The sequence below is a fragment of the Sphingobacterium sp. BIGb0116 genome (assembly GCF_024808035.1).
In the GTDB taxonomy this organism is placed as follows: domain Bacteria; phylum Bacteroidota; class Bacteroidia; order Sphingobacteriales; family Sphingobacteriaceae; genus Sphingobacterium; species Sphingobacterium paramultivorum.
In genome coordinates this window covers 26,268-39,991 of the sequence record NZ_JANUDT010000003.1, presented here as the reverse complement: position 1 = coordinate 39,991, position 13,724 = coordinate 26,268, and the positions used below count along the sequence as shown (strand labels likewise).

Below are 13,724 nucleotides of genomic sequence, written 5' to 3'. Positions count from 1 at the left end.
TTAAATTTTCTATCATCTTTAAAAAATGTTCTTTAGTTTCAATGTTTCCTTTTCGGCATGACCATATTGCTTCCATAGTAGCTTCGCATTTTTTAATTGCTGTGCATGGGATTCCGTAAGCCGAACATGCTTTTCCTCGCCCGGCATCAGGGCAAAATAATTATCCGAAATCATGAGCGGCAAAATGCGTTCATTAGTTGCTGCATCCACCAGGCGTAAGCGATTGCCAAATGATACTGACTTTCCACGGTTAACAATGCGAAGCATAATACCTTCGCTCCCCGCTTCTTTTTTATAGTCAAATTCAAGCTTGGCTTTCGGCAAACTAGTTAAGCTGGTATAATCCAGCTCTTTTCGTCCATTTCGCCAATAAAAGTTTTCAGACAGCAAAACGCCCTTTCTATCCTTCAGGGTAAGCTTGATGAAGTGTAGATCCGACAAGGCTGTAGCTTCTTGTTCGCCATCAAAATTTAGACGGAAGATTTCCTTCGCCATATTAGACTGTACGGTAGCACTGGTTTGCAGGCCATATTTTTTGATCTCCTGACCGCCCATATCGAAGATCTGCGCCGAAATCCATACCGAATCAAGGTTCTTTAGGCTCGTATTGATCACCTTAACACTGTTGTTGGATGTATTCCATTGTACATGTACGGGTTCGCAGGCCTTTTTCGCTCCCCAATAGGCGCCCGTTGCATCGTAATAGTAATCATAGGTCTGCCATACAAATGAAGGGTAGGCCGATTGGCTCATCCAGATCAGCATGCCTGTTGCGTCGTCCCAGAGCTTGTCGTTCCAGGCCTCATACATGCCCTTCATGACTTCGAGGTTAAGGTATTGCGCCTTTTCAGCAAATGCAGATAGGTCCATCGATTCGCCATACTGTTTATTGACCGCATCTTTATACTGGATAGGACTGGCGTTAGCAGCTTCCTTACCAAAAAAATGCCTATTCCAAACATTGTCATCTTCCGATTTGAGCTGTTCGTCCGTAGGTAGTGGCCAGAGCTTGTCCTTTGGGATAAACTTCACGATACTTTCATAATTGGGAAAAGTAGCCGTTCCGATTTCCGTACGTAGGCCATAACCGTAGTCGCTGCTATAAGGGTAAGGCGGATCGTTCCAGGCTAGGTTGCTTCCCGAAGTTTCAAAATGGTGCCGCGGCGGCTGGTTGCCCCACCATCCGCTTCCCGAAAGACCATCCTGATTGGAACTGGACTTATACAGCCGATCATTGTGGTCCTCCGACGCCACAATAGCACGCAGGTAATTATCCAATTCAGGTTTTGGACGCGTTTCATTGGCGCCGCACCAGATCGCGATGCTGGCATGATTTCGCAACCGTTTTACTTTATCGAGCGCATTTGCTTTAAAATCATCATCATTGGCTACATCGTTATACGCCACATAAAGCCAAAAATCGTCCCATACCATCATCCCGTAACGATCGCAATAATCATAGAAAGCATCGTCCGTGATCGAGCCCGTCCACAAACGGATCATATTATAGTTCATATCCTTATGTAACTTGATCTTGAGACCGTACTCTTCCCCTTGGCAGCGGAGCAAGTATTCGCTCATTCCCCAATTCCCACCTTTGAGATAGATCTTTTTTCCGTTGACATAAAAATTCAGCACTGGCCATCCCGCTTTATTGCGTACATAATGGTACTCATATTTACGGATCCCAAACTGAAGCTCCTTCTGATCCGAGATCTCATCACCAATTTTTGCGGTAAGCGAACAACTGTACAGATTCGGTTCCCCATAACCATTTGGCCACCATAGCAGCGGCTGTTTGATCAAAAATTCCTTCAATTCCTTGCGGGTGATGTACACCTTTTGGGTGCTATGTGCCTCGACCCTCACTTTTTTAGAAAATCGGATATCCCCGGGCATAACGATTCCTTCCAGGGTTATTTCTTTGGCCTGATCGCCTGCATTTTTTAGATCGGTCGAAAAGTCCAGGTAGGCAAACTCGTTGCTTTCTAAGTCGGACCGCATCCAAGGATCTTCCATACTGACGTCGCCAGCAAAGCGCAGCGATACATTGCCAGTAATCCCAGCCAAACGTCCCGGCACATAAGGCATCCAGTCCCAGCCAGCCGCAGCCAAGTACGTGGGGCTTGCCGTTACGCCAAAAGGTTCTTTTGCCATACGTGTTTTCTTCTGGTCGGCATCAGTAATCAACACCGCGATTGCATTTTCCTGCCCCACACGCACGAGATCTGTGATATCAAATTTGCTGCGCAACATATGGCCACTGACATCTTTGGTAGAACCAGCTGTACCCGATAATTTCACGCCATTGCAGAAAAAATCGGCATAACGGTTGGTATTGTCAAAATGAATCCACACACGTTGCCCTTTTTTATAGTCTGCAGGCAGGCGAAAGGAAGTACGGTACCAGAACGGACGGTTGAATAACTGTTCATCCACGCGGTAGATGTTGTCTGAAAAATTGGGATCTGGTACCAGTCCTTGATCCACATAAGCTGTGAAGACGACACCCGGAACAATACCGCGCACAGGGTCTTTCATCCGAAAATTGGGTTGTGCTATTTCCTGCCCTGAATAAGGCAGATCCGATTGCGGCTTTATTTCCCAACGAATCGTAGGATTATCACTATTGAGCGAAATCTCGCGTACTTGACCATAGCCAACAAGAGCAAGCTGTAGGAATAGCAGTATATATACTAGTCTTTTTTTCATTTGATCCCCCAGTCTTTGTTTGGATTAGGCCCCATATAGAGTTCCAAAGTTGCCCCAGCCACCATATCTTTAAAGTCAATGTAATTTTTAGCATAAGGCTTTCCGTTTAGGACTGCCCGCTGGATATATATATTATCCGCCGTATTATCGTGAGCGACAATGCGAAACCTTTTACCCGAGAAATAATTAGGATCCAGCTGAAAAGACAATTCCTGGAATATGGGACTTGTTATTTCAAAGCGTGTTGACCCCGGACAAGAGGGATGTATCCCCGAGGCGGCCAGCACATACCAGGCCGACATCTGTCCTACATCCTCATTTCCCACAATTCCCTCTACGGTATTACTATACGCTTTATCGCAGATGTAACGGGTCCATTTTTGGGTAAGGTAAGGCGCATCCAGATGATTGAACAAAAACGGAACTAAATGCACGGGCTCATTGGCGTGATTATAATAATCGTTCCAGCGCATATTTTCAGGTGTCTTCTCAAAAAAATCCGTTAGATCAGCTAAGGTCTTTTCTTTACCGCCCATCAACTGAATCATGCCTGGAATATCATGTGGCACAAACCAACCCTGCTGGTATGGGTTACTTTCAATCGTACCATACCATTCTTTGGTTCGCGCATTTTCGGGCCACTCTTCCCATGATCCATCATTTTTCCTTGGTCTGAACCAGCCTTTTTCCGGATCGAATATCTTCCGATAAGCTTGACTTTTGGCCAAATAAACGTGTTCTGTTTCCGTCTTGTTCAATCCTTTCGCCAGTTGTGCTATGCACCAGTCGGTGTATGCATATTCCAGCGTATTTGAGATGCTTAATGCTCCGGGGCTGTAACCTAAAGAATCATTGCCAAATCTTTTGGAGGTATTGATTGCAAAAGTTAATGCTTTGTGTGCGTCGTAATTGCGTATTCCTTTCGCATGGGCATCTGCCAGTACCGATAGCGCAGGATTACCGATCATGCAGCCTGAATACGCATTTAATAATTCCCAGCGTTCAAAATAACCCTTTCCAGATTCATCAGCCAGACTGATCAATGAATTGAGCTCATCATTTACTAAGCTGGGGTTAATCAATGTTTGCAACGGAAATTGTGACCGAAAAACATCCCACCCACTAAAAATCGTCCGTTTGGTAAATCCCTCATTACGGTGTATTCTGTTGTCACCACCCGTATAACGTCCGTCTACGTCCGTAAAGATGCGCGGATCAATCATGGTATGGTACAATGAGGTATAAAAGATCGTTTTCTGGTCTTCGGTACCGCCTTTAAGCGCAATTTTGGACAGCTGAGTATTCCACATTGCTCTGGCTTCATGACGGACTTGATCGAAATTCTTGCCTGCGATTTCCTTTTTAAAATTATTTTCGGCGCCCTGCATATCGACGAAAGAAATGCCGACCTGTAGATTGACCTGCTCGCCCTGTCGGGTTTCAAATTCGGAGAAAACGCCAAGGTGTTTGCCTTCCATTTCGTTTTTTCCGGGCCATACCTTCGCTTCGGCTATCCGACTTTGGTAAGGGATGGACTGTACATCCTCACGCTTACGCGTCCAGTTGTCGGGGATTTCTGCCGACCAGATACCATATTTTTTTAAGGGTTTATCAAAGCGTGCATAAAAGTAAACCGTGTAATCCGCCTTACCATCGCCATCGCCCCAGCCACCGCCCTCCGGCGTACAGTGCATCCATCCCTGAATACTATAGTCATCGACTTTCCGGACATATTGCTGTATTGCAGTGCCGCCAACGCGACGTGCCAGGTCGATCTGGATACGTGATTCCTTATTTTGCGGAAAGGTAAAACGAAGCATACCGCTATGTGGGGCAGCGGTAGCCTCCATCCGTATGTTATACCGTTCAAGATCAACAGCGTAGTATCCAGCTTGAGCAACCTCACTGGATTTGTCGTAGGATGAGCGGTAACCAGTCAACGTACCATCCTCCTTACCCGCAATGGTATGCAACCTACCGGTGGTAGGCATCACCAGAAAATTTCCGAGATCGCCGTACCACCCCACTCCACTCATCTGGGTGAAGGCGAAACCTTCCATACTGCGATGCTCGTAACTATATCCTGGGCTGTTATCACCGCCTGTAATCGTGTTAGGGCTCACCTGTACCATGCCATAGGGTGTCGTCGCCCCCGGAAAAGTCTTTCCCAAACCATGATACGTACCTGCGGCGCCCACACTTGTACTCGCACCAATAAATGGATTGACATAGTCTGCTAAACTGGGAACAGGATGATATCGCCGACTAGCACACGATGTCGAAGACAGGATTAGCGCGATAACAAAACAAGATAGCAGTCCATATAATTTGTTCATATTGATTAATCGTTTTTTAGGTTCTATTTATTAATCTGAAAGGTTCTGATTCCGAATTTTGGCAGCTGCACCACAAAAGCCTTCCTCTTGTCATCTATCCTACTCAGGGGAATATTCCCCTTTTGCTCACCATTTAGCAGAACTTCCTGCAGCGAAGCCGCAGGAGAGTTTATGGCGACAGATGATGTGGCCTGTTTATTGCCCGTATTAAAGAGGCGTAAGCTAAGTTGTCCATGGTCCAGCTGCAAGGCCGAGATTTCCAGGTTATTATCCGAGATTGTGATCAGCTGACGATCGCTGAGTTTCAAATGGGGATGATAGAAAGCCAGCAAGGGTTCGTTCCAGGCATTGCTTCGGTCTGCAATACGCGCTGTATTCCAGTTATATTCATGTGGTATCAATGCATAGCGCATGTGTAATGGTTCAGTGATCTTATAATCCATCCCCCACAATCCCAAACCCGAGTATTGTGCCGTCAGACTCAATGGATACGCTTTACCATGGACGTATGATCCCGTATGGTCGGTCAGTATGGCGAGTCCATATTGGCTATTTTCATCATAGAGATCTACCCAGTTCAACACCACGTTGTTCTTAATCTGATCCCACTGGCCAAAAAAGGTATCCTCTAAGCTACTTTCGGTGACGTCAAAAGGTGCATTTTTGGCTATTTTCCCCTGTTTCAAAGTTGAAGGAAACATGACTTTCAACTTATAGCGATCGTCCGTAAAAGCACGTCTGTTATCAGTCCATTTCTTTTGTTGCTTATATTCACCGATTCCCACATTGCCTTTCCAATCGATGGTCAGGTCCATATCGATGCGTTGTTGACCTGCCACTAGAGACAGCAACTGAACAAAGGGATGCCCATTGATATTCCCTTTTACCTCCACCGTTGTTTTCAGCCCATCATCCTGTACGATAGTAAACACTACAGGGCTTTCCTTGGAAGAATAAAATTTCTCCTGCTCATAAAAATGCCCTGCGATTTCTCCCATACGATATCCCCCATCTTGTGCAGCGAATTCCTTATGATTTGCATATTTGGCAATCAGACTCTTGATTGTTCCACCCTGCTTTTTGTCCAGCACAATCTTGTACAATTCATTTTCGAGCATACAATTGCCCTCATTGTCAAAACGGACGGTATTTTTCGGCTCACCCGATTTAGATTGACCAGGCTTAATGGGTTGAGCGGGCTTAAGCTGATAGGTAGCATAGCCGAAGCCATTCACCTCTGCTTCAAATTCCACGACCTTACCCTGATCCGTTTGACGGCACTGCACAAGCAATACCTGCTGTTTTCCTGTCCACACGGTGACATCATCCACATCTGCAGGTAAGCGCACCTGTACCCATTCCTTTCGGTGCTGGGCTAGCGTATTATAAACCCGGATATAGCCCAATTCCGAATTTGTACTCCGCGTGGAAGTGGCATAAGAAGCATTTGCCTGCTGGATCAATTGGTCCGCAATGTTCAGGGTATTGTTTGTCCACTTCTCGATCGCCTGCGCCCAAGTCTGGTCCTGATGCAACTTATTGTAAGGCACAATCCACGAGTCGTGGTGCTGGGCCATCATCAAGGTTCGCCAAGCTTCGTCAAGGCGTTTATGATCTGGTACAAACCCATGATCCATAAAAGCCATGGCACCGATTTTTTCAGCTTGCAGTATGCTGTTTTCCGCTTTGCGCACCTGTTGTGCAATACGTTGCAGCACTTGGCTCCCCCACATTAAATTAACCAAAATGTCCTCCTGCCCCATTTTCCAGCTGGGCACAGCTCGTCCGGCGGGGACCGACCGAAAATATTCCGTCCAGGTGGTGTAACGCACCTTATTTTTCACCTGTTCGCCCGTTCCCATCCACGGACCATTTTTCCAACCTGCATCCTGGTAGCACATACCGACAGGATTCATAATTCCAGCTTCATAGCAACTCTTCCAATAGTCCGCGGTATTGGCCCAAGCCGTAGTCTGCCAGGTGGAGTTTTTTTCAAAAGCCTCATTTGCATAACGGGGTACCGTAAGGATTGCCGTACCATCGGGCCCTTCCCAATTCAGAAATTGACCACCATGTGCCCTGATGTAGCCTCCCCAGCAGGTATTTGGCGTTTTAAGTACCGCATACTGAAATCCGAATTGCCGGAGGATCTGGGGTAGACTGCTTGTAAAACAGGGTTCTTCCACAGCATAAGTTGTAAAATTAATCTCCGGAAAATGCGAGTGATATTTAGCCATGCCATAAGCAAATTGACGGATGATACTTTCACCAGAGATATTATACAGATAAGGTTGCGCATAGGTCGGATTTGTGAAATCCAGACGTGAATCCTTCGCCCATTCCTTCATGCGTGCATAGCCAGCAGTATCCTTAACCTTGACCGTATCCCAGGTCTCCGGCTCGATCTCAAGTCCAATTCGCCAGCTTGGTGATGCTTCCAGATGGTCGAGCATAAATGTCGTTACCCAAAATGGGTAGTGTCCGTAAACCCCGCCGTGATAACCATCGACAAAATAAGCTTGCTGTTGTCCCTTTAGTCCAGCTGCTGACACCAGCACAAGGACCAAAATAACTGCTATTTTTTTCAACCCGGTCATGCCATTATTTTTTCAGCTGCACAAGACGCACAGAACGCTTAACAGGTTGATTTACTTCATTCATCCGCTGCTGTAGATCATCAATTTGGCTTTGCCAGGCCGCGCGTACTTCAGGATACATCGCTTTGGCATAGAGATCTCTTTTTGCGCGCAACCAACCATCTGTGGCCACATGTTGGTCCATGACCTCGATTGCCTTTCGATTGTCGGCATTCAACAATCCTTTTGGGAGAAAAAAATTATACTGCACCCAGGCCAGATCACGGAAGCGGCGTTCAATCTCCCAGCGTTCTTCATTGAGGAACATCACTTTCAAGGCCTGCTGATATTGTGGTGTCCGTGTCTGATTGGCCAGATTGATCCCTTTGTCGAGATCCGCAGCAGACCATACACCAATTTCCTGATCGTCAATCCATAAGGTGTAGTTTCCTTTAAGTCCCTTTACCTGCAAGACTTCCTGATTCATTTCATCCATAAAAGGGACGATCTTAACGGCATCGTGCTGACTATATTTTGCCCCCCAGCCTCTAGCGACTGTATCCATAGGATAGGGCAATGCCGCCGCGAGATAATCAAAACTGAGGTTATTTCCAGCTTTTTTGACATTTTCAACCGTACAGTTCTTTGCTTCTGTCACACGTTGCTTCGAGGCGTCAATGCCCACTGTAGCTACCCCTTGACCAGCAAATCCCTGTGCTTTTAAGAATAAATAAGCCATGACCATATGCCCATTATTATCGGGGTGCACGCGGTCGCTTCCAGAAATGGTGAAGGTTGGATCCTTTTGCTGAAAATTCGCATTGATTGCGCTGATGGACTGATTAAAATCATAGAATTCCCAGCCATTGCTTTTGGCCGATTCGCGCTGAAAATCTACAATGCGTTTCATAGCCTTATTTTTATTTTTAAAGGGCTTATTATCCTTGATCACCACATTTTCATCATAAGGTGTGCTTCCAAGCAATACCAGATGGGTATCGACCAACCCTTTGTATCTTTTTTCCATTTCCTTGTACCCATCATACGACTCTTTTACCTTAGTATCAGCGAAAATCTCCGGCTGATCACCGTTATATTCAAAATAGCCTGAATCGTTCATACCGAAAGTCGTGATCAATACCGTAGGCTGCTTGCTGAAAACATCGCCATCCAATCTTCTGAGCATATCCACCACGCGATCGCCCCCGATTCCGGCGTTGAATACCTTCAATTTCATTTCGGGAAAACGTGTGAGGTAATACAGCCAGATATAGGCGTGGTAGTGCCCACCATCGGTAATACTATTTCCCAAAAAGACCACGCGATCGCCATCCTTAAAAGGCGAAATTTGTTGTGCAACAGTCCGGAGAGCTGTTCCCAAAGAGACGAGAACGATGAATCCTGCCAAAAAGATTTTTCTAGAATAATTTCCCATAAGATTAAAATTGTATCAGGTTGACGATAGGTAAAACGTAAATATAGATTTATCAAATTGGTATTGGTTCTATCGGCATTCCCTTGGAAACAAATGTATAACGCAAGAGCCCTACTTGCAGCTGCAAGTAGGGCTCTTAGTAAACGATTAAAACACAGAAATCAAACTAAAACACTGAAAAACAAAATTTTACAAATAAGCAAGCGAAGTATTTTGGTAAATGATTTAGAATTGATTTGGGGATACTGCACCCAGTTTTCGTACTTTTTCTTCGAAATGTTCAGCATCATTGATCGCCTTACTCTTTACTTTGCTTTTATAGTTATAGATGGTTTGCATCGAATAACGTAGAAATATAGCGATCTGGTTCACATCAGATATTCCCAATCGAATCAGCGCAAAAATGCGGAGCTCGGTATTGAGTTTATCCTTTTTCAGCTGGTACTGTTCATCTGGCCGGAGCAGGCTATTAAATTCATCGACAAAATTGGGATATACCTCTAGAAACGTACGGTCAAAATCAGTATAAAGATCTTGCGCATATTTTTCAAGTGATGCATTGGAGGAGGTAAGTTGCTGCAGGTCCTCAAGCTGACGGCTTTTGACTTTACGGTACACATTTTTCCTGAAATCATCTAATTTGTCTAGGTACACCGCACACTGATTGAGGTAATAGCCGATATAACGTTCACGCACAAGGTTGGCCTCGTCCAGTTTATGGTTGACGAGCGTCAGTTGCTCATTGGTCATATTGAGTTTCTTTCGAGCACGGGATACGATCCTCATCTGTTTAAATAAGAAATAGAGTGTGAGGATCAAAATAATCGCAAATATGCTGATTACGATCGCGTACAGACGTAGGTTTTTCCGTTGTTGGTCGATTTTGGCCAGATAGGTCGCTTCGATAATAGGCTGCGTACGTGCAATCACGGTATTGCGGAAGCGCGAATTGTAGTAATTGGCATCGTCCAGGGCAGCCTGAATATAGGTAAAAGCTCTGTTTACATCCCCTTTTTTGTTCAAGTAAATCGCCAAAGTCAATAACGACTCGTTTTCCTTAATCGCCAGGCGTACATCTGTTATTGCAGCCATGATCAGGTATTCTTCTACCAGCTGCATTTCGCCGAGTTCTCTAGCAATCATAGCAAGACCCATGGCAGCCATTCCATAACCGTGTGTATCACTTTTTTCCTTTTTAAATAAATGCAACTGAATATCCCTAGACTCTTTAAACATACCGGCTGCTTTGAGTTTAAATGCTTTCTCCTTGAGGTACATATCCGATTTTGGGTCAAGCAGTCCCATGAGGTTATTCCTAGATTTGGCGATTTCGCTTTCGTACTGCCTATTGTAATTATCGTGGTCAGTATATTTGATCAAGTTTTCATAATAACGGATATAGCTCCAGTGGTAGATGACCTTGAGGTGCTGAGGCAGCCCATCATAATCGATTTGCTTCAGTACCTCCCATGCCTGGGTAAACAATCCAGAGATGGAAAGAACAAAAGCCAATTTGACTTGGCTTTCGGTCATGAGCTTCTGATCGTTCAATTGTTTGGCTATTGCGATATTGCGACCGATATAGGCGAGCGAAGAATCACAGTTTAAGGTTTGATATTCAAAAATTAGCTGATTTTGGATCTCATAGCGATCTTTGGCTGCTGAGTGATTTCTCAACCGATCTTTGATTGAATCAATCTGACGAATCTTGGTATCTAAATAAACTGTCCGATTATTTATAGCTTTATCCAAGACTTGCAGTAAGGAATCTATTTTGCTTGCCTGTAATGGTGTACAGTAAGCTATCGCAAAAATGCATAGAAGAATAAGTTGTTTCGCTTTCACTAGGTTATTATAATTGATCACCGTCACTCAAATATAAACAAAAATTTATTGGTAAAAACCCAAGCTTATATCGTTAACTTTATTTCTTTTCCTCATAAACTGCTGAATTTTGCCGCCTACCTGCCAGTCGTTCAGGCTGGTACCGCCATCGGCACAAGAGATAAGGCCGATTTCCTCGCCAATGTTGTCTGCATGCCACGAGGTAGCAAAAAACGATGCGATTCCAACACCGGCGATAGGCCGTCGTTGGGTATGGGTTCGGCCATTGCGCCCACCAATAATAATGCAAAAAAATTCGTTTCCATCTGATCACGAACGAATACCAAAATTGATAACAGTACAATATGTCGAAGCCTTACAAAAGTTAGGCGCACCCCTAGATACGCCTAATTTACATTCGTTCACCGCTTTCGTTTGCCTAACTTCGCCAATAATCTACTTGTAGCAAAACTGATCAAGGTGCCTAAAGCGGCTGTCAATGCCGTTTGCAGCACATCGCCCAGCGAGATACTGGCCCAGATGGAGCATATCGTGCCACCCAGGGCCGAGATGCGGATATCATTGATTTTCATGGGGCACACTCCTTTCTTTGGGCAACTTTTGCACCTCGGAATTTTCGATCGGAGAATCCGAAAATGCGGAAGATTCGTCGCTTGATTTTTGCCCAATGGCATCATCAGTAGAACTTTCAGGCGGCGGCTTCTCCTCTTCCATAACTGTTTCCAATATCCCCAGACCCACAGCGATATATTTCAAGATGTTCCCCGCCTTTCCGGGCCATTTTACGGGAGCCGCAAGAACCACCTGCAGCACCTTTCCTATTTTGTTTAAGATCTTTTTCATAATTATCTATAATAGATTGGATGAACGGTCAAAGCCTAATATTCCGACTGCAAATTGATGAAGTCCAAAGGCGTTAAAAATGAATTCTTGTCTGAACGAAGTGAGTTTGAATTCATATAGCCATTGGACAAAAGCAATTGCACCAAGGAATAGAGCGGTAGACCCTCATCCAATCCTTCCCTCTTCTTTATTCGAGCAATATAGGAGGACAAAGAATTGCTATCGAATATTCAAATACACTTCATCCCCCATATCCCAAAGACTGTACACCAGCGCCTTAAGTTTTGCCAAGGCCTTACCGCTGTAATCCCCTGTACCTTCACCGGTTAAAGTCGTTACTGGGGCAATGCAGCCCTGCAGCTCTTTTAAAGCATTGTTGGCCGCATGGATCAGAATTGCCTCCCGACCAAGCACCATCGGGATGCCAATCTGCTCTCCATGCTTGGGGTAACGCCGCTTTTCCAGTTTATACTGCCCAATAGGGATACAGCTTATCCGTGGAATATTATTTCGATCGGGCAGCTCGATTGTATGGCAGATTTCTTCACCCTGATAGGTGATTGTTCCATTAGTTCCCTGTACTCCATATTTGCGTTGGAGCAGCAGGATATGTTTTGTTTTCATAACGTTGAATAACCTAGATACTTTGACCTCGAATACTTTGCGCCCTTCCTGTCTGACAGCAAGAGATAAAGATGGAATCCATCCTCTCGGAATCCTTCCGGAATCGGCACAATTACGCGCCCTTCCCGGCGTTGCCAAGTTTGCTCATTGACGTACGCATAGCCTTTCTCCACCTGATAGGCACAGAGTATAAGCCGGTCATCCGATTCAAGAAATCTCGAATACCGTACCTCATGCGTCAGTTCAATAGAATCGGTATAACGATTTATGCTGATGCCATATAGACCGGGCAGAGACCCTTCACTGAGGCGTACCAAGGCAGGATCTACTATGGGTTCACCCTTTTCATACTTGATGGCTATCTTTAGCAAATAGCCGAGGGCCAATCCCCCTGCGAGGCTATTTTTGCGTTTGGCCATCTCGGAAAACCCCTTTTTGACCAATCCATTTAAGGGCCTCAAAAAAGCCACCCCCACTTTAAAGGCCGCACGCACCCGCTGCTGCCCGGGGCTGATTGTCTTTTTTGCCATAATAAAATGTTAAAAAGGAGCTGAGCCCGATCGGCCCAGCCCACAATTGATTAGATAAGTTGTATCTCGCCTAGATACACACTTTTAGATACCCGAGTCTTGGACCGATTGGATAAAAATAGCCAGGTATGCACTGAACCGCTCGCCAGATGGTCGGGCACCAAAAAGGTCACCACACCCAACGATCGCGTGCTCGGTGCCGGCGTTGAAATAAACTCATCTTTTTCGGGATGATAAGCCAGCACGTAGACCAAGTCATCCGCAAAGGTTTCGAACGTTTCGCTGGCACCTGTCGACCAGGTAAAGATAAGTTCACCCGAGTCAAAGGAGGCTGAGACTGTACCACCGCCATATAAGCCACCATCCGAAATACTGATGTTGGAATAATCCAGCGAAAAATCGGGATAGGCCCCTGTGATCGCTCTTTTGAGGTTGAATTGAAATGCGGCATTCATCGGGGTCACTTTCTCGGTGTTTTTACCGCCAAATCCGATTTTCAGAAAGACATTGATCGGTAGCAGAAAACGCATCAGCGTCCTGAACTTTTCCTGCTGGATGAGCTGTGCCTCTGAGGCGGGCTTAGATCTCTTTTTATAAAGCCCTTTGATGTAGTTGATGCTCTTCCAACTACTTCCGATTACTGAGCCGGCTTTACCCTTAAAGCCTCCATTTGCTCCGTTTACAATAGTTCCCATGTGTTAAAATCAATCCTGTTTCGTACCGGTACACTTGATTGACATAACAAACATAAAACACTTTAAATCAATGGCAAATAGACACACAAAGTTACACCGATCGTTGACCGACAGGCATCGGAAAACTG

At 45.3% G+C, this 13,724-nt stretch carries 11 protein-coding genes; all 11 read right to left on the bottom strand.

Annotated elements, in window-relative coordinates; genetic code table 11:
- Positions 1 to 18: 18 nt before the first annotated feature.
- The 11 genes from M2419_RS09075 to M2419_RS09030 all read right to left on the bottom strand — a co-directional run bounded on the left by M2419_RS09075 (position 19) and on the right by M2419_RS09030 (position 13,596).
- Positions 19 to 2,712 carry a glycosyl hydrolase 2 galactose-binding domain-containing protein gene (locus M2419_RS09075; protein ID WP_259254831.1) on the bottom strand — a complete coding sequence of 898 codons (2,694 nt, stop codon included), beginning with the start codon at positions 2,710 to 2,712 and terminating at the stop codon, positions 19 to 21.
- On the bottom strand, positions 2,709 to 5,048 hold the full coding sequence (locus tag M2419_RS09070; RefSeq protein ID WP_259254830.1) for a GH92 family glycosyl hydrolase: 2,340 nt from the start codon (positions 5,046 to 5,048) through the stop codon (positions 2,709 to 2,711). The genes M2419_RS09075 and M2419_RS09070 overlap by 4 nt, the downstream gene beginning before the upstream one ends.
- 23 nt (positions 5,049 to 5,071) lie before the next feature.
- Entirely contained in the window at positions 5,072 to 7,645 is a 2,574-nt protein-coding gene (locus tag M2419_RS09065; RefSeq protein ID WP_259254829.1) for a glycoside hydrolase family 38 C-terminal domain-containing protein, read from the bottom strand.
- A gap of 4 nt (positions 7,646 to 7,649) precedes the next feature.
- The gene (locus tag M2419_RS09060; RefSeq protein WP_259254828.1) at positions 7,650 to 9,059 is read right to left on the bottom strand and encodes an SGNH/GDSL hydrolase family protein; all 1,410 of its coding nucleotides are present in this window, start codon (positions 9,057 to 9,059) and stop codon (positions 7,650 to 7,652) included.
- Positions 9,060 to 9,284: 225 nt separating this feature from the next.
- The gene (locus M2419_RS09055) at positions 9,285 to 10,904 is read right to left on the bottom strand and encodes a DUF6377 domain-containing protein (RefSeq protein ID WP_259254827.1); all 1,620 of its coding nucleotides are present in this window, start codon (positions 10,902 to 10,904) and stop codon (positions 9,285 to 9,287) included.
- Positions 10,905 to 10,949: 45 nt separating this feature from the next.
- Complete coding sequence (locus M2419_RS27480) at positions 10,950 to 11,087, bottom strand: hypothetical protein (protein ID WP_409049507.1); 138 nt, start codon at positions 11,085 to 11,087, stop codon at positions 10,950 to 10,952.
- Positions 11,036 to 11,278: a hypothetical protein gene (locus M2419_RS09050; RefSeq protein ID WP_259254826.1), complete on the bottom strand. Its 243-nt coding sequence runs from the start codon at positions 11,276 to 11,278 to the stop codon at positions 11,036 to 11,038. The genes M2419_RS27480 and M2419_RS09050 overlap by 52 nt, the downstream gene beginning before the upstream one ends.
- Positions 11,279 to 11,462: 184 nt before the next feature.
- The gene (locus M2419_RS09045; RefSeq protein ID WP_259254825.1) at positions 11,463 to 11,747 is read right to left on the bottom strand and encodes a hypothetical protein; all 285 of its coding nucleotides are present in this window, start codon (positions 11,745 to 11,747) and stop codon (positions 11,463 to 11,465) included.
- Between the two features lie 219 nt (positions 11,748 to 11,966).
- Positions 11,967 to 12,371, bottom strand: a complete 405-nt coding sequence (locus M2419_RS09040) for a DUF5675 family protein (protein WP_201671021.1) — start codon at positions 12,369 to 12,371, stop codon at positions 11,967 to 11,969.
- Complete coding sequence (locus M2419_RS09035) at positions 12,368 to 12,901, bottom strand: DUF6266 family protein (RefSeq protein ID WP_259254824.1); 534 nt, start codon at positions 12,899 to 12,901, stop codon at positions 12,368 to 12,370. Before M2419_RS09035 ends, M2419_RS09040 begins: the two co-directional genes overlap by 4 nt.
- 50 nt (positions 12,902 to 12,951) lie before the next feature.
- Complete coding sequence (locus M2419_RS09030) at positions 12,952 to 13,596, bottom strand: DUF6266 family protein (RefSeq protein WP_075992350.1); 645 nt, start codon at positions 13,594 to 13,596, stop codon at positions 12,952 to 12,954.
- Positions 13,597 to 13,724 lie beyond the last annotated feature (128 nt).

Bases quoted from the DNA above. Each gene is read 5' to 3' on its own strand.
- M2419_RS09070 (WP_259254830.1), bottom strand. From the start codon at position 5,048: ATGAACAAATTATATGGACTGCTATCTTGTTTTGTTATCGCGCTAATC.
- M2419_RS09060 (WP_259254828.1), bottom strand. From the start codon at position 9,059: ATGGGAAATTATTCTAGAAAAATCTTTTTGGCAGGATTCATCGTTCTC.
- M2419_RS09045 (WP_259254825.1), bottom strand. From the start codon at position 11,747: ATGAAAAAGATCTTAAACAAAATAGGAAAGGTGCTGCAGGTGGTTCTT.
- M2419_RS09065 (WP_259254829.1), bottom strand. From the start codon at position 7,645: ATGACCGGGTTGAAAAAAATAGCAGTTATTTTGGTCCTTGTGCTGGTG.
- M2419_RS09030 (WP_075992350.1), bottom strand. From the start codon at position 13,596: ATGGGAACTATTGTAAACGGAGCAAATGGAGGCTTTAAGGGTAAAGCC.
- M2419_RS09040 (WP_201671021.1), bottom strand. From the start codon at position 12,371: ATGAAAACAAAACATATCCTGCTGCTCCAACGCAAATATGGAGTACAG.
- M2419_RS09075 (WP_259254831.1), bottom strand. From the start codon at position 2,712: ATGAAAAAAAGACTAGTATATATACTGCTATTCCTACAGCTTGCTCTT.
- M2419_RS09035 (WP_259254824.1), bottom strand. From the start codon at position 12,901: ATGGCAAAAAAGACAATCAGCCCCGGGCAGCAGCGGGTGCGTGCGGCC.